General features: G+C 72.4%; 14 protein-coding genes and 1 pseudogene. 6 read left to right on the top strand and 9 right to left on the bottom strand.

All coding sequences use genetic code 11. The features are described from left to right. Positions 1 to 142: 142 nt before the first annotated feature. Complete coding sequence (locus ACIOGX_RS17015; RefSeq protein WP_401913964.1) at positions 143 to 1,642, top strand: amino acid permease; 1,500 nt, start codon at positions 143 to 145, stop codon at positions 1,640 to 1,642. Between the two features lie 92 nt (positions 1,643 to 1,734). Continuing rightward, a complete protein-coding gene (locus ACIOGX_RS17010) occupies positions 1,735 to 3,372 on the top strand; it encodes a glycosyltransferase family 39 protein (RefSeq protein WP_401913961.1) in 1,638 nt (545 codons plus the stop codon). A 50-nt stretch (positions 3,373 to 3,422) separates the two neighbouring features. Here the strand turns inward: ACIOGX_RS17010 and ACIOGX_RS17005 are convergent. Beyond that, positions 3,423 to 3,794 (bottom strand): annotated as a pseudogene (locus ACIOGX_RS17005) (NTP pyrophosphohydrolase); the annotation flags it as partial. Between the two features lie 117 nt (positions 3,795 to 3,911). On the opposite strand from ACIOGX_RS17005, the gene ACIOGX_RS17000 reads away from it, so the two are divergent. Then, positions 3,912 to 5,072: a hypothetical protein gene (locus ACIOGX_RS17000; RefSeq protein WP_356511610.1), complete on the top strand. Its 1,161-nt coding sequence runs from the start codon at positions 3,912 to 3,914 to the stop codon at positions 5,070 to 5,072. A 124-nt stretch (positions 5,073 to 5,196) separates the two neighbouring features. Here ACIOGX_RS17000 and ACIOGX_RS16995 read toward each other — a convergent pair whose 3' ends face one another. The 5 genes from ACIOGX_RS16995 to ACIOGX_RS16975 form a co-directional block, all read right to left on the bottom strand. Beyond that, positions 5,197 to 7,329 (bottom strand): 3-hydroxyacyl-CoA dehydrogenase NAD-binding domain-containing protein, encoded by a 2,133-nt coding sequence (locus tag ACIOGX_RS16995; protein WP_401767246.1) that lies wholly within the window; start codon positions 7,327 to 7,329, stop codon positions 5,197 to 5,199. After that, positions 7,326 to 8,546, bottom strand: a complete 1,221-nt coding sequence (locus tag ACIOGX_RS16990; protein WP_129768836.1) for an acetyl-CoA C-acyltransferase — start codon at positions 8,544 to 8,546, stop codon at positions 7,326 to 7,328. The genes ACIOGX_RS16995 and ACIOGX_RS16990 overlap by 4 nt, the downstream gene beginning before the upstream one ends. Before the next feature lie 287 nt (positions 8,547 to 8,833). Continuing rightward, a complete protein-coding gene (locus ACIOGX_RS16985) occupies positions 8,834 to 10,132 on the bottom strand; it encodes an HRDC domain-containing protein (RefSeq protein ID WP_401913957.1) in 1,299 nt (432 codons plus the stop codon). A gap of 76 nt (positions 10,133 to 10,208) precedes the next feature. Beyond that, positions 10,209 to 10,868 (bottom strand): response regulator transcription factor, encoded by a 660-nt coding sequence (locus ACIOGX_RS16980; RefSeq protein WP_030350743.1) that lies wholly within the window; start codon positions 10,866 to 10,868, stop codon positions 10,209 to 10,211. 303 nt (positions 10,869 to 11,171) lie between these two features. Then, positions 11,172 to 11,861 carry a DUF3000 domain-containing protein gene (locus tag ACIOGX_RS16975; protein ID WP_401913955.1) on the bottom strand — a complete coding sequence of 230 codons (690 nt, stop codon included), beginning with the start codon at positions 11,859 to 11,861 and terminating at the stop codon, positions 11,172 to 11,174. A gap of 91 nt (positions 11,862 to 11,952) precedes the next feature. On the opposite strand from ACIOGX_RS16975, the gene hemE reads away from it, so the two are divergent. Next, positions 11,953 to 13,017 carry a uroporphyrinogen decarboxylase gene (gene hemE, locus ACIOGX_RS16970; protein WP_401913953.1) on the top strand — a complete coding sequence of 355 codons (1,065 nt, stop codon included), beginning with the start codon at positions 11,953 to 11,955 and terminating at the stop codon, positions 13,015 to 13,017. A gap of 15 nt (positions 13,018 to 13,032) precedes the next feature. Here hemE and ACIOGX_RS16965 read toward each other — a convergent pair whose 3' ends face one another. Together ACIOGX_RS16965 and ACIOGX_RS16960 are read right to left on the bottom strand one after the other, a co-directional pair. After that, entirely contained in the window at positions 13,033 to 14,412 is a 1,380-nt protein-coding gene (locus ACIOGX_RS16965) for an FAD-dependent oxidoreductase (protein WP_401913952.1), read from the bottom strand. Positions 14,413 to 14,469: 57 nt separating this feature from the next. Then, positions 14,470 to 15,456, bottom strand: a complete 987-nt coding sequence (locus ACIOGX_RS16960; protein ID WP_401913949.1) for a DUF4349 domain-containing protein — start codon at positions 15,454 to 15,456, stop codon at positions 14,470 to 14,472. 143 nt (positions 15,457 to 15,599) lie between these two features. Between ACIOGX_RS16960 and hemG the strand changes: the two genes are divergently transcribed. Beyond that, the gene (gene hemG / locus ACIOGX_RS16955; RefSeq protein WP_384763878.1) at positions 15,600 to 17,054 is read left to right on the top strand and encodes a protoporphyrinogen oxidase; all 1,455 of its coding nucleotides are present in this window, start codon (positions 15,600 to 15,602) and stop codon (positions 17,052 to 17,054) included. Between the two features lie 4 nt (positions 17,055 to 17,058). Continuing rightward, on the top strand, positions 17,059 to 17,775 hold the full coding sequence (hemQ, locus tag ACIOGX_RS16950) for a hydrogen peroxide-dependent heme synthase (RefSeq protein ID WP_356510511.1): 717 nt from the start codon (positions 17,059 to 17,061) through the stop codon (positions 17,773 to 17,775). A gap of 284 nt (positions 17,776 to 18,059) precedes the next feature. Here hemQ and ACIOGX_RS16945 read toward each other — a convergent pair whose 3' ends face one another. Further along, positions 18,060 to 20,444 carry a non-ribosomal peptide synthetase gene (locus tag ACIOGX_RS16945; protein WP_401913945.1) on the bottom strand — a complete coding sequence of 795 codons (2,385 nt, stop codon included), beginning with the start codon at positions 20,442 to 20,444 and terminating at the stop codon, positions 18,060 to 18,062. Positions 20,445 to 20,491: the final 47 nt, after the last annotated feature.

The raw sequence follows: 20,491 nt of genomic DNA, 5'->3' as shown, positions 1-20,491 counted from the left end.
CGACGTGGCCGATGGGCCGGTGGGGCCGCCCTGTAAGGGTGGTCCAATCGGCCCATCCGTGTGAAATCCGCCCATATCGGGTGCCTGGCGGGAGGACGCCTCTCGATCATGGCCGGATGAACGCGCACACGGAGGTACGCCGGTGAGTACGCAGCAGGACTCGGGACCAGCCGGAAGCGGCGTCTTCCGCACCAAGAACGTCGAGCAGTCGATCCGCGACACCGAGGACCCCGAGTTCGCGCTCAGGAAGTCCCTCTCCGCGCTCGATCTGACGGTCTTCGGCGTCGGCGTGATCATCGGCACCGGCATCTTCGTCCTGACCGGTGTCGTGGCCAGGCAGACGGCCGGGCCCGCCACCGCCATCGCCTTCGTCGTCGCCGGGGTCGTCTGCGCGCTGGCCGCCCTCTGCTACGCCGAGTTCGCCTCGACGGTGCCGGTCGCCGGATCCGCGTACACCTTCTCGTACGCCTCGCTCGGTGAGCTGCCCGCCTGGATCATCGGCTGGGACCTCGTGCTGGAACTGGCGCTGGGCTGCGCGGTCGTCGCGGTCGGCTGGTCCGGCTATGTGCGCTCGCTGCTGGGCAATGCCGGGGCGAGCCTGCCGGACCTCCTCTCCGGCACGCAGCACGGGAAGTTCGGCTTCGATCTGCTCGCGTTCCTGCTCGTCCTCGTCCTGACCTGCATCCTCGTCGTCGGCGTCAAGCTCTCCTCGCGCGTCACCAGCATCATCGTCGGCGTCAAGGTCACCGTCGTCCTGCTCGTGATCATCGTCGGAGCGTTCTTCGTCAACGGCGCCAACTACCAGCCGTTCATCCCGCCGTCCGAGCCCGCCGCGGGCGGCGGCGGGCTCAGGGCCCCGCTCATCCAGCTGATGGCCGGTTACACCCCCACCAACTTCGGCGTCCTGGGCATCTTCACCGCCGCCGCCGTCGTCTTCTTCGCGTTCATCGGCTTCGACATCGTCGCGACCGCCGCCGAGGAGACCGTCAACCCGCAGCGCGACGTCCCCCGCGGCATCCTCGGCTCCCTCTTCATCTGCACCGTGCTCTATGTCGCCGTCTCGCTCGTCGTCACCGGAATGCAGCATTACAGCCAGCTGACGGTGGACGCCCCGCTCGCCGACGCCTTCAAGTCGGTCGGCCACCCCTTCTGGGCCGGGGTGATCAGTTTCGGCGCGGCCGTCGGACTCACCTCGGTCTGCATGATCCTGCTGCTCGGCCAGACCCGCGTGTTCTTCGCGATGAGCCGTGACGGACTGCTGCCGCGTACCTTCTCCCGTGTCCACCACCGGTTCGGCACGCCGTACCGCTCCACCGTCCTGCTCGGGCTGATCGTCGCGATCGTCGCCGGCTTCACCTCCATCGAGGAACTGGCCGAACTGGTCAACATCGGCACACTGTTCGCCTTCGTCGTGGTGGCGCTCGGCGTCATCATCCTGCGCAGGGAGCGCCCCGACCTGCCACGCTCGTTCCGCACCCCGCTGGTGCCGTACCTGCCGATCGCGTCCGTGCTCGCCTCCCTCTGGCTGATGCTCAACCTGCCCGCGGAGACCTGGCTCCGCTTCGGCGTCTGGATGGTCATCGGCGTCGTCGTGTACGTCGTGTACGGACGCGCGCACAGCCGCCTCGCACAGAACGGCTGACGGCCCGTCACCCCACGGGAGGGTCCGCCACGCGGTCCGGCCCCGTATGTCCTGCTCCGGCACGGGCGGCGGGGCCGGTTACTGTGCCGCGCATGGTCGTCGAGCCGCCCGCCCTCCGGTACGTCACGCCCCCGCGGCGTTCCGCCCCGCACCCCGCACCGGCCCCCGCCCGGCCGGTCCGCCCCACCACCGGCTACTGGCGCCGGCTGCTCCCCGTTCTCGCGCTGCTGACCCTTGTCACCCGGCTGCCCTCCTTCCGCCCGCCGCTGTGGAGCCCCGACGAGGGCTATCTCGCCGTCCAGGCCCGGATACTGGCGGCCGGGGGAGCCCTGTACGACACCGTCGTCGACCGGAAACCGCCGCTGCTGCCCTGGCTCTACGAATCGGCGTTCGCGCTCTTCGGCGACGAATCCCTGTACGCGGTGAAGGCACTCGCCGTTCTCGCCCACCTGACCACCGCGGCGCTGCTCGCCGCCGTCGCCCGGGAGCGCTGGGGCGACCGGGCGGGCCGTACCGCCGGGGTCCTCTATCCGCTGGTCTCCATCGGGCTCAACCCCGAGGACGCCCAGGCCGCCACCTTCGAGGTCTTCATACTGCCGTTCACCGTCGCGGCGGTCCGGTGGGCGGGCCGGGGCCGCTGGGGCGCCGCCGGGCTCGCCGTCGCCGGGGCCCTGCTGACCAAACAGACCGGCGGTGCCGTCCTCGCCCCGGTCCTGTGGCTGCTCTGGAACGACTCGCGCACCGCGCCCGCCCCTGTCGTCCGGGCCGCCCTCGGCAGGCTCTCCGCCGGGCTCGTGCTGCCCGTACTGGCCGTGGCCCTGCTCACCTCACCGTCCGGCTTCCTCTTCTGGGCGGTGACCGGATCGGGCGCGTACGCCACCCTCACCGGCTCCGAACTCCATGTGCTCTCCCGGGCCTTGGCGAACACCGCCCTGCTCTGCCTCGCCTGCGCGGGACTGCTGCCCCCCGTCGTCCGCGCCCTGCGCGCCCGCGGCGGCCCCGGCGGACCGGGCGCCGACCTCTGGGTATGGCTCGCGTCCTCGTCCGCCGCCGTCCTGCTCGGGTTCCACTTCTTCGGCCACTACTTCCTCCAGCTCATCCCGCCGCTGGTGCTCCTGGCGACCGCCGCGCTGCGCCTGCTGCCCCGGGACCGGCTCGCCTCCGCGCTGCTCACCTCGGCCTGCGCGTGCGCGCTGTTCCTCACCTGGGGCCTCCTCGCGCCCCGGCCGGAACTCGCCCACGCCCAGCGCCTCGCGGACGCCGTACGGGCCCGTACGGCCCCCGCGGACCGGGTCCTCGTGTGGGGGATACACCCGGAGATCTACTGGCTCGCCGACCGCGCCCCGGCCAGCCGCTATCTGACGGCCGGTCTGCTGACCAACTACAGCGGCGGCAGGGACGGTCCCCGGGTCGGCGAGAAGTACGCGATGGCGGGCACCTGGCCGGTACTCGTCGACGAACTGCGCGCGCGCCCGCCCGCCCTGGTCGTCGACGACTCACGAGGCAAGCCCTTCGCCCCCGACCGGCTGCCCACGCTGCGCGGGCTGCTCGCCCGGGGCTACGAACCGCTGCCCGGGACGGTCGACGGAGCGGTGCTCTACGTCCCCTCGCCGGGCGAACCGTCCGAGGGCCCGTCCGAGAGCCCTCCGGCCAGCCCGCCCGACGGCCCGTCCGTGTTCCGGCCCGCGGTCCTGTCCCCGGTCAGGTCCGGGCCCGCGTCCGGCGGCTGAGCCTCCCGGGGCCGAGCCTCCGACGGCCGGCGCTGGGCCGGCCGTCGCTCCGGTGCCCGGCGTACGGTCCTGGGCCCGGCGCACTCCGCGCCGTGCGCCGCCACCCGCCGGCGCAGTTCACGGTCGGCCGTGACCACCACACAGCCCGCGCCGTCCGCCGCCGCCCGCGCGGCCAGCTCCACGATCAGATCGTCCCCGCCACCGGCCGCCGCCTCCACCCGTACCCCCGGGACGGACTCCACGCCCCGCGCGGCGCCCTCCACGACGAGCACGACCTCGACGGGCCCGGGACGCCCGGCCGCGCCCTCCGCGGCGTACGGCACCAGCGAGTCGCGCAGCCGCTCGGTGGCACCACGCCGGTCCCGCCACCACCCGTCGGGAACGGAGCCGACCACATTCGCCGCGTCGACGATCCACCGCATCAGCACATCCGCAGCCTCGCACAACACCGCCCGGTACGGCCTCCCGGAGCCCCCGCCGCCGCCCCTGAGTACTATCGAGCTCTGGGTTTTCCGCGCTCGGGAAGGTGGCAGTGGGCCATGACACCGCGGTCCGGACGGACGTCGAAGCGGTCGGGGGACAGCGCGGGCCTGGCCCCCGACCGGGGCGCGAAGCCACGCCGTACGCCGCCCGCGCCGCTCATGGACGACACCCTCCCCGCGACCACCGGCTGGCTGCTGCGCGGCAAGGACGGCAGGCTCACCGCGTACGCGCCGACCGCCGACGGTGTGCTCCGCTGGACGGAGACCCGGCCGGGCGGCCCCGACTGGTCGGGGCCCGAGCCGCTGGCCGCCCGGGGCCTGCTGCCGTATCTGTCGGTCGCCCAGAGCGCCGAGGGCTTCGTCCATCTGGTGGGGGTACGGAAACGTCCGCGCGCAGACGGGCCCGCCGACACCGATCTCGTCCACGCCGTCCAGTACCAGACGGGCCGCCCGCTCAGGGACTGGCAGTCGCTGGGCAACCCGCACGGGAAAGACCGTGAGAAGGGCGTGGACATCGGCCTGCCGTCCGCGGTCCTGGACACCACCGGCTCGGTGCATCTGTTCCTCCGCAACGCGAACGGCGGACTCTCCGCCAAGCACCAGTCGCCGACCGGCCGTTGGCAGCCCTGGGGCGGCGCCAACGCCGAGGACACGGAGCTGACCGGCGAGACCGCCGCGGCCGTCACCGACCACGGACTGATCGACGTCCTCGTCCCGGCCGGGGGCACCGTGGTGCGCTGGCTGCGCCCGAAACCCGACGCCAAGCTGGAGCGCGCCGAGGACGAACCGGAGGCCGGGGTCGCGCCCGGCACGATCACCGCCTGCCGCACCGGCGGCGGACGGCTCACCCACTTCTGGCGCGACGCCGGCGACGGCACCGTACGCGCCTGGCGCCCCGGGACGGAACCCGCCCGGCTGGGCGGTCCCGGCACCGGCCCGCTCGCCCTGCTGCGTACGCCCGTGGACGGCCACGACTGCACGATCCTGGCCCAGCGCGGCGCCGACGGCCGCCCGCACATCGCCGCCTATCCGACGGAGAACGAGACGGCGGGCCTCCACTGGACCCCGACCGGGGAGCGCTGCGCCGGCGCGCCCGCGCTGGCGCTGGACGGCCGGGGGCGGGTGATCCTGGCGGTGACCGGCGAGGACGGCACCCTGCGGACGGCCCGTCAGAAGGCGGAGCCCGGTCTGGCGCTGGAGGCGTGGACCCGGATCTGAGCGGCGTACGGAGGCCACGTCCCGCACCGGCACCCACGGACGTCACCACGGACCGGGCCGGTACGGAAGTCCCCTTCCGTACCGGCCCGATCGCCGTACGCTCCCGAGCGCCGGCCCTGCCCGACTACGCCGGGACGCTCGCCACGCCCGGTGCCAGGAACCGCTTGCCGTTCACCCGCTCCGAGACGCCTTCCCTGTCCAGGTACGGGGTGATGCCGCCCAGGTGGAAGGGCCAGCCCGCGCCCGTGAGCAGACAGAGGTCGATGTCCTGTGCCTCGGCCACGACGCCCTCGTCCAGCATCAGACCGATCTCCTGGGCCACCGCGTCCAGCACCCGGTCACGTGTCTGCTCCTCGGTGAGGACGACATCGCCCTGCTTGAGCAGCGCCGTCACCTCCGGGTCCAGCTCCGGCTTGCCCGAGTCGTAGACGTAGAAGCCGCGCTTGCCCGCCTTGACGACCGCCGCGAGGTTCCCGGAGACCGTGAAGCGGTCGGGGAACGCGCCGTGCAGGGTCTCCGAGACATGCAGACCGATGGCGGGGCCGACCAGTTCGAGCAGCACCAGCGGGGACATCGGCAGCCCCAGCGGCTCGACCGCGCGCTCCGCCACCGCGACGGGAGTGCCCTCGTCGATAACGTTCTGGATCTCGCCCATGAAGCGGGTGAGGATGCGGTTGACGACGAACGCCGGGGCGTCCTTCACCAGCACCGCGCTCTTCTTCAGCTTCTTCGCCACCCCGAACGCCGTGGCGAGCGACGCGTCGTCGGTCCGCTCCCCGCGCACGATCTCCAGCAGCGGGAGGATCGCGACCGGGTTGAAGAAGTGGAAACCGACGACCCGCTCGGGGTGCTTCAGCTTCGACGCCATCTCGGAGACCGACAGCGACGAGGTGTTGGTGGCGAGGATCGCGTGCGCCGGGGCCACCGCCTCGACCTCCGCGAACACCTTCTGCTTGACGCCCATCTCCTCGAAGACGGCCTCGATGATGAAGTCCGCGTCCGAGAAGCCCTCGGCCTTGTCCAGCACACCCGAGACCAGGCCCTTGAGCCGGTTGGCCTTGTCCAGGTTGATACGGGACTTCAGCAGCAGCTTGTCGATCTCGCCGTGGACGTAACCGACGCCCTTGTCGACCCGCTCCTGGTCGATGTCCGTCAGGACGACCGGGACTTCGAGGCGGCGCAGGAAGAGCAGCGCCAGCTGAGAGGCCATCAGCCCCGCGCCGACGACGCCGACCTTGGTGACCGGCCGCGCCAGCGACTTGTCGGGAGCCCCCGCGGGCCGCTTGGCGCGCCGCTGCACCAGATTGAACGCGTAGATGCCGGAGCGCAGTTCGCCGCCCATGATCAGGTCCGCGAGGGCCCGGTCCTCGGCGTCGAAGCCGGCCTGGAGGTCGCCGTCCTTGACGGCGGCGATGATGTCCAGCGCGCGATAGGCGGCCGGAGCCGCGCCGTGCACCTTGGAGTCGGCGATCTGCCGGCCGCGCTCCACCGCGCGGTCCCACGCCTCGCCACGGTCCACCTCGGGGCGTACGACGGCCAGTTCGCCCTTCAGTACGGACGCGGTCCAGATCAGCGACTGCTCCAGGAAGTCGGCGCCGTCGAAGATCGCGTCCGCGATGCCCAGCTCGTGCACCTGGACGCCCTTGAGCTGCTTGTTCTGGTTGAGCGAGTTCTCGATGACGACCGAGACCGCGCGGTCCGCGCCGATCAGGTTCGGCAGCAGCGTGCAGCCGCCCCAGCCGGGCACGAGACCGAGGAAGACCTCCGGCAGCGAGAACGCGGGCAGCGCGGCCGAGACGGTGCGGTACTGGCAGTGCAGACCGATCTCGACACCGCCGCCCATGGCCGCGCCGTTGTAGTACGCGAAGGTCGGCACGGCCAGCGCGGCGATCCGCTTGAAGACCTCGTGGCCGCCCTTGCCGATCGCCAGCGCGTCCTCGTGGCGGCCCAGCAGCTCCACGCCCTTGAGGTCGGCGCCGACCGCGAAGATGAACGGCTTGCCGGTGATCCCGACGCCGACGACCGTACCGTCGGCGGCCTCCTTCTCGACCTGGTCGATCGCGGCGTTGAGGTTCGCCAGCGACTGCGGGCCGAAGGTGGTCGGCTTGGTGTGGTCCAGGCCGTTGTCCAGCGTGATGAGCGCGAAGCGCCCGGCGCCCGAGGGCAGGTCGAGATGGCGTACGTGCGCCTGCGTGACGACCTCGCCGGGGAACAGTTCGGCCGCGCCCTTCAGGAGTTCGGCGGTGCTGGTGCTCACTTGGTGCCTCCGTCGAAGTGCGGGTTCTCCCAGATGACCGACGCGCCCATGCCGAAGCCGACGCACATGGTGGTCAGCCCGTAGCGGACGTGCGGGTGCGACTCGAACTGCCGCGCCAGCTGCGTCATCAGCCGGACACCGGAGGAGGCCAGCGGGTGGCCGAACGCGATGGCGCCGCCGTACTGGTTGACGCGCTCGTCGTCGTCCGCGATGCCGTAGTGCTCCAGGAAGGCCAGCACCTGTACGGCGAAGGCCTCGTTGATCTCGAACAGACCGATGTCGGAGATCGACAGCCCCGCCTTGGCGAGCGCCTTCTCCGTCGACGGGATCGGGCCGTACCCCATGACCTCCGGCTCGACGCCGGCGAACGCGTACGAGACCAGCCGCATCCTGACCGGAAGGCCCTGCTCGCGTGCGAAGTCCTCGGCGGCGATCAGCGAGGCGGTCGCACCGTCGTTGAGCCCCGCGGCGTTGCCCGCGGTGACCCGGCCGTGCGGCCGGAACGGGGTCTTCAGCCCGGCCAGCATCTCCAGCGTCGTACCCGGCCGCATCGGCTCGTCGGCCGTCGCGAGCCCCCAGCCGGTCTCCCCCGCCTCGGGGGAGGTGCGGCGGATGGAGATCGGCACCAGGTCCTGCTGGATCGTGCCGTTCGCGTACGCCTTGGCGGCCTTCTCCTGCGAGCGCACCGCGTACTCGTCGGCACGCGCCTTGGTCAGCCGCGGGAAGCGGTCGTGCAGATTCTCGGCGGTCATCCCCATGAAGAGCGCGGAGTCGTCCACGAGCTTCTCGGAGACGAAGCGCGGGTTCGGGTCGACGCCCTCGCCCATGGGGTGGCGGCCCATGTGCTCGACACCGCCGGCCACGACGATGTCGTACGCGCCGAACGCGATGGAGCCCGCGGTGCTGGTCACCGCGGTCAGCGCGCCCGCGCACATCCGGTCGATCGAATACCCGGGCACGGACTGCGGCAGCCCGGCGAGGATCCCCGCGGTGCGGCCGAGCGTGAGGCCCTGGTCACCGATCTGGGTGGTGGCGGCGATGGCGACCTCGTCGATCCGGGCCGGGTCGAGGTCCGGGTTGCGGCGCAGCAGCTCCCGGATCGCCTTCACGACGAGATCGTCGGCACGGGTCTCGTGGTACATGCCCTTCGGGCCCGCCTTGCCGAACGGGGTGCGGACGCCGTCGACGAAGACGACATCCCTGACGGTACGAGGCACGATGGCTCTCCTCCAGGGTGCGGGGTGGCACTGCGGGGCGCGCTTGGGACGCGCTTCCACTTCTATGCTACTTGTGGGTAACCATGCTGCCCAGCCCCGGCCTCTTTTTTTGAGGGCTCGGTTCGCCGCCGGGGCGCTGCGCGCCGACGTCGACGGTCGACCGTGCTCGATTCGCTCGTTCCTCACGAACCTCCGCGCGCTCTCCCTTTCGACGTCGGCGCGCCCCGGACCCGCGGGCCCGGGGCGTACCGTCAGTACGACACGACAGGTCGGTACGACGTGGTGGGTCAGTCCGGCAACGACAGCGCGCGCGTCAGCAGCGGCGCCACCTGTTCGACCTGCCAGGCCCGCGCCCCGTGGCCCGTGAGCGCCTCCGCCACCTTCTCCACCGTCGGCTCGTGCGGCGGCTCCCAGCAGACCCGGCGCACCGTGTCCGGCGTGATCAGGTTCTCCTGCGGCATGTTCAGCCGCTCGGCCAGCTCCGAGACCGCCGCGCGGGCCGCCGACAGCCGGGCCGCCGCCTCCGGGTCCTTGTCCGCCCAGGAGCGCGGCGGCGGCGGTCCCGCCACCTGCTGCCCCGGCTGGGGCAGCTCCGTGTCGGGCAGCGCCCTGGCCCGGTCGACCGCCGCCTGCCACTGCTCCAGCTGCCGGCGTCCCATCCGGTGGCCGAAACCGGGCAGCGCGGTCAGCGCGTGCACGTTCACCGGCAGAGCCAGTGCCGCCTCGATGATCGCGGCGTCGCTCAGCACCTTGCCGGGGGAGACGTCGCGTCGCTGCGCGACCCGGTCGCGGGTGGTCCACAGCTCCCGTACGACCGCCATCTGACGGCGGCGGCGCACCTTGTGCATCCCCGACGTACGGCGCCACGGGTCCTTGCGCGGGGGCGGCGGCGGGGCCGAGGCGATCGCCTCGAACTCCTGGTGCGCCCAGTCGAGCTTGCCCTGGCGGTCCAGCTCCTTCTCCAGCGCGTCCCGCAGATCGACGAGCAGCTCCACATCGAGCGCGGCGTAGCGCAGCCAGGGCTCGGGGAGCGGACGGGTCGACCAGTCGACGGCGGAGTGGCCCTTCTCCAGGGCGTAGCCGAGGACGTTCTCGACCATCGCCCCGAGGCCGACCCGGGGAAAGCCCGCCAGCCGGCCTGCCAGTTCCGTGTCGAACAGCCGGGTGGGCATCATGCCTATTTCGCGCAGGCAGGGGAGATCCTGTGTCGCCGCGTGCAGGATCCACTCCGCCCCGGCGAGCGCGTCGCCGAGACCGGAGAGATCGGGGCAGCCGACGGGATCGATCAGCGCCGAGCCCGCGCCCTCGCGGCGCAGCTGGACGAGATAGGCGCGCTGGCCGTACCGGTAACCGGACGCCCGCTCGGCGTCGACGGCCACGGGGCCGGTGCCCGCGGCGAAGGCCGCGATCACCTCGGCGAGCGCCTCATCGGTGGCAACCACCGGCGGAATGCCCTCGCGGGGCTCCAGCAAGGGAATCGGCGCCGAGTCGACGTCGTCCGGGGGCAGCGACATGAGCGGCTGCCGCCGCTGGCCCCCGGTGGTTCGCAGTGCTGGCTCTGCTGCGGTCTCTTGGGCGTCGGTCACCTGTCAAGGGTATCCGTGAACGGAAGGCGCCCGTCGACGGAACGTTCCGTCGACGGGCGGTGGGGGCGAGAAGTGGTCAGTGGATGATTCCGGTACGGAGGGCCACGGCGACCATCCCCGCCCGGTCGCCCGTGCCGAGCTTGCGCGCGATCCGGGCGAGATGGCTCTTGACGGTGAGTGCGGACAGGCCCATCGAGACGCCGATGGCCTTGTTGGACTGGCCTTCGGCGACCAGCCGGAGCACCTCGACCTCGCGGCCGGAGAGCTCCCGGTAACCGCCCGGGTGGCTCGGGGCGCCCGGAGGACGGCGGTGCATCCGCTGTCCGGCGCCGATGGGGGCGGCGCCGGGCCGGCCCGGGTGGCCGATGTTCGTACGGGTACCGGTGACGACATAGCCCTTGACGCCGCCCGCGAGGGCGTTGCGCACCGCGCCGATGTCATCGGCGGCGGAGAGGGCGAGGCCGTTGGGCCAGCCCGCGGCTCGGGTCTCGGACAGCAGGGTCAGCCCGGAACCGTCGGGCAGGTGGACGTCGGCAACGCAGATGTCGCGTGGATTGCCGACGCGGGGGCGGGCCTCCGCGATGGACGACGCCTCGATGACGTCACGTACTCCAAGGGCCCACAGGTGGCGGGTGACGGTGGAGCGGACGCGTGGGTCGGCCACGACGACCATGGCCGTCGGCTTGTTCGGGCGGTAGGCGACCAGGCTTGCGGGCTGCTCGAGGAGAACGGACACCAGGCCTCCTGGGAAGGTGCGGGACGGGGCCGGCTCTGGGGATGAAGCCGGGGCGATCCGTGCTTGAAGGGTCATTGACCTCTTCGGCAGCAATCCCGCCCGCCTTTAGAGAATGATCACGATTTGGTGAGTAACAATTCGGGCAATTCGGACGAGTGATCGATCATCCTACGACTGGCCCCACCCGTGGCGGTGCGGTGAGGGGCCGTCAGCGTCGTCGTGGCCGCCGGTATCGGGCGGCATCGGCCGGTATCGCGGTCTCCCGTGCGAGCGGCGGACCGGAGGAGCCGAGGGGGAGGACGGTCAGGAGACCTGCGGTCCGCGCCGCTGGGGCAGTGAGACCACACCCGCGCCGGCGCCCGGGTCCGCCGCGCCCGCGGCCGGTCCCGTCGCGGCGGGCGGCAGCCCCGCGATCTGGCAGAGCAGATCGCACCAGCCCGCCAGATGCGCCGCCGCGTCGGGCACCCCGCCCCGGCCCTCGCGCGGAGTCCAGGACGCGCGGATCTCGATCTGGGTGGCGGGCCGGCGCTCGGCGAGGCCGCCGAAGTAGTGCGACCCGGCGCGGGTGACGGTGCCGCTGGCCTCCCCGTACGACAGTCCGCGCGCCTCCAGCGCACCGGTCAGCCACGACCAGCACACCTCGGGCAGCAGCGGGTCGGCCGCCATCTCCGGCTCCAGCTCCGCCCGTACGAGCGTCACCAGCCGGAAGGCGCCCTGCCAGGCGTCGTGACCCGCCGGGTCGTGGAGCAGGATGAGCCGGCCGTCCGCGAGATCGTCGTCGCCGTCGACGACCGCCGCCTCCAGGGCGTACGCGTACGGTGCCAGCCGCTTGGGCGGCGGAGTCGGGTCGACCTCGATCTCGGGACGCAGCCGCGCCGTTCGCAGTGCTTCGACCGCCGAACGGAACGCGGCGGGGCCGGAATCCCCCTCCGCGCCCCCCGTTCCGTCGGTGCCGTTGGAATGATCGGAAAACTGTCCCTGAGCCGCAGCCATGCGGGGAAGAGTAGGCGGAACGCGCGTCTCGCGCAGGGAAGGACACCCGGGCCGGGGCAGCGGCTTCCCCGTACATGCGAAGATTCTGGGCGTGAGCGCCATTGACCGCCCCTCGGGCCAGCAGACGAAGACGTACGAATCGCCCTTCATGAAGGCGTGCAGGCGTGAACCGGTGCCGCACACACCGGTCTGGTTCATGCGGCAGGCGGGGCGTTCGCTGCCGGAGTATCTGAAGGTGCGCGAGGGGATTCCGATGCTGGAGTCCTGCATGCGGCCCGAGCTGGTCACCGAGATCACCCTCCAGCCGGTTCGGCGCCACAAGGTCGACGCCGCGATCTACTTCAGCGACATCGTCGTCCCCCTCAAGGCCATCGGCCTCGACCTCGACATCAAGCCCGGGATCGGCCCCGTCGTCGCCGAGCCGATCAGGACCCGCGGCGATCTCGCCCGGCTGCGCGATCTCACCCCGGACGACGTCTCGTACGTCACCGAAGCGATCGGCATGCTCACCGGCGAGCTGGGCGCCACCCCGCTCATCGGCTTCGCCGGCGCGCCGTTCACGCTCGCCAGCTATCTCGTGGAGGGCGGCCCGTCCCGTAACCACGAACACACCAAGGCGATGATGTACGGCGACCCGGAGCTGTGGGCGGATCTGCTCAACCGGCTCGCGGACATCACCTCCGCCTTCCTCAAGGTGCAGATCGAGGCGGGCGCGAGCGCCGTCCAGCTCTTCGACTCATGGGTGGGCGCCCTGGCCCCCGCCGACTACACCCGCTCCGTGCTGCCCGCCTCGGCGAAGGTCTTCGACGCCGTCGCCCCGTACGGCGTCCCGCGCATCCACTTCGGGGTCGGTACGGGCGAGCTGCTCGGTCTCATGGGCGAGGCCGGCGCGGATGTCGTCGGCGTCGACTGGCGGGTCCCGCTGGACGAGGCGGCCCGCCGCGTCGGCCCCGGCAAGGCGCTCCAGGGCAACCTCGACCCGGCCGTGCTCTTCGCCCCGACGGCGGCGGTGGAGGCCAAGACCCGTGAGGTGCTGGACGCGGCGGCCGGTCTGGAGGGCCATGTCTTCAACCTCGGCCATGGGGTGCTGCCGAGCATGGACCCCGACGCCCTGACGCGGCTCGTGGAGTACGTCCACACACAGACCGCCCGCTGAGCGACCGGTCCGCGGCTACACCCCCGCCTTCCGTACCGTCGCCGTCGCCTTGCGCGCGGCGACCAGCACCGGGTCCCAGACCGGGGAGAACGGCGGGGCGTAGCCCAGGTCCAGGGTGGTCATCGCCTCCACCGTCATCCCGGCCGTCAGCGCCACCGCCGCGATGTCCACCCGCTTCGCCGCGCCCTCGCGGCCGACGATCTGCGTGCCCAGCAGCCGGCCCGTACGGCGCTCCGCGAGCATCTTCACCGTCATGAAGGCGGCGCCGGGGTAGTAACCGGCGCTGTTGGTGGACTCGATGGTCGCGGTGACGTACTGGAGGCCCGCCCGGTGGGCGTCCTTCTCCCGCAGCCCCGTCCTGGCGATCTCCAGGTCGCAGACCTTGCTGACGGCCGTGCCGACCACCCCGGGGAAGACCGCGTAGCCGCCGCCGGCGTTCGCGCCGATGATCTGGCCGTGCTTGTTCGCGTGGGTGCCCAGCGGGATGTGCCGGGTCGAGCCCGCGACCAGGTCGAAGACCTCCACGCAGTCCCCGCCCGCCCAGATGTTCTCGTGGCCGCGCACCCGCATCGCCAGGTCGGTGAGCAGCCCCTCGTGCGGCCCGAGGGGCAGTCCCGCGGCGCGGGCGAGGGTGGTCTCCGGCTCCACGCCGATGCCGAGCACGACGACATCGGCCGGATACTCGGCGGCGTCGGTGACCACGGCCCGTACCCGGCCGTCCGCGCCGGTGCGGATGCCGGTGACCGCCGTGCCGCCCACCGTGGTGATGCCCATCCCGGACATCGCCTCCTGGACCAGCCGGCCCATGTCGGGGTCGAGCGTCGCCATCGGCTGTTCGTCGCGGTACACCACGGTGACCCGATAGCCGCGCTTCAGCAGCGCCTCCGCCATCTCCACACCGATATAGCCCGCGCCGACGACGACCGCGTGCCGGCCCTCGGTGGCGCCGAGGGCGTCCAGCAGCGCCTGCCCGTCGTCGAGGTTCTGCACGCCGTGCACGCCCGGCGCGTCGATCCCGGGCAGCGGCGGGCGCACCGGGCGGGCGCCCGTCGCGACGACGAGCTTGTCGAAGCCGGTCCAGCTCTCCGTACCGGCGGAGAGATCGCGTACGCGCACCCGCTGCCCGGCCACGTCGATCTCCACGGCCTCCGTGCGCATCCGCAGATCGATGGCGCGTGCGCGGTGTTCCTCGGGCGTCCGGGCGATCAGGTCATCGGGGCCGGAAACGTCCCCGCCCACCCAGTACGGAATGCCGCACGCGGAGTACGAGGTGAAGTGGCCGCGCTCGAACGCGACGATCTCCAGCTCCTCCGGGCCCCTGAGCCTGCGGGCCTGCGACGCGGCGGACATGCCCGCCGCGTCGCCGCCGATGACCACCATGCGCTCCGCCGCCATTGCGCGCCCCTCTCGCTCCCGTGTTCTCAGGGGGAACGCTACGCGGGCGTCACGGGATCAGTGCTCGGGTGTCCTCCGGGCGGTGGGCCTGGCGGGTTCGGGCGAGGGCTCGTCCCCGGGCGTGTGCGCGGGGGTGGGCCAGGGCGGCGGTACGGGCTCCGGCCTGCGGGGCAGCCGGCCGCGTACCAGCCGCCACAGCAGATAGAGCACCGCGAGCACGGCGGCGAACGGTGCCACCGCGCCGATCACCACCGCGATCCACCGCACCGTCACGGTCAGCGCGTCCCAGCCGCCGCCCAGCGCGTCCAGGAACCCGGGATCGTCCTCCTCCTTCTCCTTCGTGACGGGCGGAGTCTCGGTGAGCTCCAGTGTGATGGTGGCCAGGGTGGTGCGGTCCTTGAGCGACGCCTGCTGGGAGAGCAGCGACTCCAGGTCGGCCTGACGCGTACTCAACTCGCCCTCCAGCGCCACCACATCGCTGAGTCGCGTCGCCTGGTCCATCAACTCCCTCACGCGCGCGACGCTCGCCCGCTGCGAGGCGATCCTGCTGTTCACGTCGACCACCTGGTCGGTGACGTCCTTCGCGTTGGCCTTGCGCGCCACCAGCGTGCCGGTGCCCGTCAGTTCGGCCAGGACGTCGTCGTACGCGTCCTGCGGCACCCGCAGCACGATGCGCGAGCCGACATGGTCACCGGCGATCCGCTCGGTGGACTCGTCCTCGACGAGACCGCCGGAGTTCACGGCCGCGGACCGCGCCGTGGCGAGCGCCTTCTCCGTGTTCTTGACGCGCACGGTGAGTTCGGCGGTGCGGATCACATGCGTACCGGCCGGCGCGGGCCGCTGCTTGGCGTCCGCCCCCTCGCTGCCGGACGCCGGCGCACCGGCCCCCGACGGGGCGTCCGCCGCGTCCGCCTGCCCCTCCCGCACCGGTTTCGCGGCGCTGTCCGCCGCCGACTTGTTCTCACCGCCGTCGGAGGCGCTGCATCCGGCGAGAGCGAGTGAGACGGTGAGTAGTGCTGCCGCGAACGCTGGCATCGCGCGCATGTCGGCCCCCCAGGGACGGTTGATGAGAGTGTGCTGACGGTTCGACGTGTGAGGCGCGTGTACGGATGCTCATCCACGGTTCCGAAGCGGTCACGGTCGGGACTCGTTATGGAACGTCCATGACGGTTTGAGAGAGTGGGGGCATGGAGTCGAGCGCGCAGCACGTGGACACGCACACAGGTCATGTCGTGGTCATCGGGGGCGGTATCGCCGGTCTCGCCGCCGCGCACCGACTGCTGGGCGCCGGGGTCCGGGTGACGCTGCTGGAGGCCACCGCCCGGCTCGGCGGCAAGCTGCGGACCGGCGAGATCGAGGGCGCGCCCGTCGACCTCGGGGCCGAGTCGATGCTCGCGCGCCGGCCCGAGGCCGTCGACCTGGCCGAGGCCGTCGGGCTCGGGGAACTGCTCCAGCCGCCCACCGCCACCACCGCCTCGGTATGGTCGCGCGGGGAGCTGCGGCCCATGCCCAAGGGCCATGTGATGGGGGTGCCGGGCGACCCGGCCGCCCTCGCGGGGCTGCTCTCCGCCGAAGGGCTCGCCAGGCTCGCCCGTGAGCCGGAACTGCCGCCCACCGAGGTCGGCGACGATGTCGCGGTCGGCGAGTACGTCGCCGAGCGGCTCGGCCGCGAGGTCGTCGACCGGCTGGTGGAACCGCTGCTCGGCGGCGTCTACGCGGGCGACGCGTACCGCATCTCCATGAAGGCGGCCGTCCCTCAGCTCTTCGACATCGCCAGAACCCATGACTCGCTGCTGGCCGGTGTACGCGACGTCCAGGCCGCGGCCGCGGCGGGACAGCGCGACGGCGGAGCGCCGGGCGCGGTCTTCGCGGGCATCGCCGGCGGCGTGGGAACCCTGCCGGGCGCCGTCGCGGACGCCGTACGGGCGGGCGGCGGCGAGATCCTCATGGAGACGCCCGTCCTCGGCCTCCGGCGCACCCCCGACGGCTGGCGGATCCGCACCGAGCGGCGCTCCCTGGACGCCGACGGCGTCGTGCTGGCCACCCCCGCGTGGTCCGCCTCGGCGCTGCTCTCCGACGAGTCACCGGCCGCGGCCGCCGAACTCGCCACGGTCGAGTACGCCTCGATGGCGCTGGTCACGATGGCGTTCCGGCGTGCGGATCTCGGCGCGATGCCGTCCGGCAGCGGCTTCCTCGTACCGCCCGTGGACGGCCGCACGATCAAGGCGTCCACCTTCTCCACCCGGAAGTGGGGGTGGGTCGCGGACGCCGCGCCCGGTCTCTTCATCCTGCGCACCTCCATCGGACGGTACGGCGAGGAGGAGCAACTGGAGCGCGAGGACGCCGATCTCGTCGGCGTCTCGCTGCACGACCTCGGCGACGCGGTCGGGCTCACCGCGAAGCCGGTGGCCACCGAAGTGACCCGCTGGACCGGCGGTCTGCCGCAGTACCCGGTCGGCCACCGGACGAGAACCGCCCGGATCCGCGAGGCCGTCGCCAAGCTCCCGGGGCTGCGGCTGTGCGGCGCGGCGTACGACGGCGTCGGCATCCCCGCCTGCGTCGCGTCCGCCCGGCGCGCCGCCGACGAGATCATCGCCACGTCGACCCTGGCGCGGGGCACGGGACGGGGCGCGGGAGAATAGCCCCATGACTGCTGCACCAGAGAAGACCCCGAACGCGGGCAAGAAGGCCAAGGACCTCAACGAGGTCATCCGCTACACGCTGTGGTCCGTCTTCAAGCTGCGCGACGTGCTGCCCGAGGACCGGACCGGCTTCGCGGACGAGGTCCAGGAGCTGTTCGACCAGCTCGGCGCCAAGGACGTCACCGTGCGCGGCACCTACGACGTGTCCGGGCTGCGCGCGGACGCCGATGTCATGATCTGGTGGCACGCGGAGACCTCGGACGAACTCCAGGACGCGTACAACCGCTTCCGCCGCACCCGGTTCGGACGGCAGCTGGAGCCGGTCTGGTCGAACATGGCGCTGCACCGCCCCGCCGAGTTCAACAAGTCGCACGTCCCGGCCTTCCTGGCGGACGAGACGCCCCGCGACTATGTCAGCGTCTACCCCTTCGTACGGTCCTACGACTGGTACCTGCTGCCCGACGAGGAGCGTCGCACGATGCTCGCCGACCACGGGAAGATGGCCCGCGGCTACCCCGACGTGCGCGCCAACACGGTCGCCTCGTTCTCGCTCGGCGACTACGAATGGGTGCTGGCCTTCGAGGCCGACGAGCTGTACCGGATCGTCGACCTGATGCGCCATCTGCGCGGCTCCAAGGCCCGGATGCACGTCCGGGAAGAGGTCCCGTTCTACACGGGCCGCCGCAAGTCGGTCGCGGACCTCGTGGCGGGGCTCGCGTAACCCCGGCTTCCGGCCTCCGGAAGCGATGTGGATGTGGTGGCCCGGCCGGCCCGCTGTGGGACGGCCGGGCCACCCCGCCCGGAAGATCAGACGATCGGCGGCGGCTCATGGCCGCTCACCCGCTCGTCCAGCGACACCGGGTCCGGCTCCGGGTTCCCATCGGCCGCCGACCCGCGGAACGCGGTGACCCGCGGGGGAGAAGCCGATTCTTCCCCCGTACCTCCCCGTTCCGCGTCGATCGCGGCCGATGGAGCCCGAGTCGGTGGCTCCCGCCGGGATCACCTCTACCCCGCCGGGATGCGGCGTGCCAGGCGCGCGGCCGTCGGCGCCTCCATGAGGTCCACCATGGTGAGTTCCACTCCCAACGCGTCGGTGGCCTTTCGGACGAGTGCCGCGGCACTCAGCGAGCTGCCGCCCAGTTCGAAGAAGTGGTCGTCGGCTCCGACGAGGCTCCGGCCCAGGATCTCCGTGAACAGATGGACGAGCAGGCGTTCGGCATCCGACGAAGGCGCCCGGTACTCGGTGTCCAGCCCGCCGCGTCCGGTGTCCGCGTCGCGGAGCGCGGCCCGGTCCACCTTGCCGTTGCGGGTCAGAGGGAGCCTGAGGAACCGCACGGTGGAGGGGATCATGTACGCGGGGAGCAGCCGCTCCAGCTCCTCGCGGATGCCCGTACCGGTGAGGGAGGCCCCGCGGGAGCCCGACGCCCTTTCCACGTAGGCGATCAGGTAGGACCCGCCCTCGCCGAGGGCCGCGGCGACGACGGCGCAGGCGGCGACCCCCGGGATGGTGGACAACTGCCCCTCCACGGCTCCGGGGTGGACGCGATACCCCGCGACCTTCACCTCGTCGTCCAGGCGGCCGATGACATTGACGAGCCCGGTACTGTCCATCCACGCGAGGTCCCCGCTGCGATACAGCACCGGGAAGTCGTCCTCCGGTATCGGGTTCGGCAGGAACCGTTCGGCATTGGCCGCGTCCTGGTGGAGGTAACCGCGCGACAGGCCGCGCCCCGAGACGCAGAGTTCGCCCACCGAGTGCCTGGGCATTGGACGCAGCTCTTCGTCGAGGACGTACATGTTGACGTTCCTCACCGGGCGGCCGATGGGCGGGGAGAGGTCGGACCGGCCGGCTCCCGCCCGCACCAGTTGGGTGAGATCGCAGACGGCGACCACGTTCGCCTCGGTCGAACCGTAGACGTTGAGCACCTGGAACGGGCAGTCCGGGGCCGGCCACACACGCTGCTTCTCGCCGGCGACCCGCATCGAGACCAGGGCCGGGGCCGCGGGCCACTCCATCGTGAGCAACTGCTCGGCGACGGCCGTGGTCTGCAGTGTGTGGGTGATGCTCCGGTCGGTCAGCCACGTCCGCACGGCCGTCGGATCGGTGCTGATCGACGGGGGTGCGACCACGACCGTGCCACCGGCGGCGAGCACGGGAAACATGTCGACTTCGACCATTCCCACACCGGGCGGACAGAACCAGGAGCCGCGGCTGCTCGACGAGAGCCCGCAGGCGTCACCGAGCGCCGCCGCGGTGTTCCGCATCGGGCCGTGCCGCAGTTGCACCGCCTTGGGCGCACCGGTCGAGCCCGAGGTGTAGGCGATATGGCTGACCGCGTCCTCGGAGAGTTCGGGCAAGGACACCGCGGCCTCCAGGAGGCCGGCGGCGGTCCGGTGCGTGTCGGGAACGCCAGGGGTGGGTGACGGGGTGAGGACCGCGATGCCCAGGGACGCCGCCGTCCTCGCCACCCCGTCGTCGTCGGAGGCCACCGCCACCAGCCCGGCTTCCGAGTCGCGGAGCATGTACGCGATCCGGGCCGCCGGGAGCGCCGGGTCGACCAGCACGACACGGCATTCCGAGGCGAACGCCGCGAGCTGGGCCACCGCACTGCCGGCACCGCGTTCCATGGCCACGGCGACCGTGCCCCGGCCGGCGAGCCCGGCCGCCCGCATCCGGTCCCGGGTCGCCAGCACGGCGATCCCCAGGTCGCGGTATGTCAAGCGGGTGTCCCCGTCCTCGATGGCCGGCCGGTCCGGAACCTCGGCGGCCAGCCGGACGACCGTCCGGTGCACCTGTTCCTCTGTCTGCGGCAGGAACTCGCCCCGGCCGAGGGCGAGTTCGGCACCGGTGTCGTCCGCGGAGAGAATGCCGACGGCCGCCACCGGCAGCCGGTCCAGCGTCTCGCCGTCGGCCGCCGCGAACACGTCGAGGAATGTCCGGACGGCCTGGGCGAAGTGCCGTACCGCGACCTGGCCGTGCAGCCGCGCGGGTGAGGTCGTCACGTACTGCCGCCCGTCCGTGTGCACACGGATCGCCGCGTCCGTCACCGGGGCGGTACCGACGGGAAGCAGCGCGACCGACGCCTCCGCCGTCCCCGGGACGGGCTCGCCGGGGGTCGCTGCCAGCGTGAGCAGCGCGCTGAGGGAGGAGTCGATGTCGACGTCGTACGACCGCACTTCCCGGTGGTCGGCGACATCGACGCGGCCGCCACGGCAGTACCGGGCCATGGTGGCCAGCACGGCGGCCCGGAAGGAGACACCGGAGGCCTCTCCGTCGGAGAGGTCCCCCACGGCGTGGCTCATGGCGGGGTGCGGGGCGTGGTGGTCCCCGGCGATGCGGACGCCGGGCTGCCGCGCCGGTGGTGATGACGAGACGCGTTCTTCGGACACTTCTCCTCCGGTGAGTGGGGCGGCCAGCCCTGCCGGTCGCGGTCGCG

It is taken from the genome of Streptomyces sp. NPDC088147, assembly GCF_044741565.1.
GTDB lineage: Bacteria > Actinomycetota > Actinomycetes > Streptomycetales > Streptomycetaceae > Streptomyces.
This window is presented reverse-complemented; position numbering and strand designations above follow the sequence as displayed.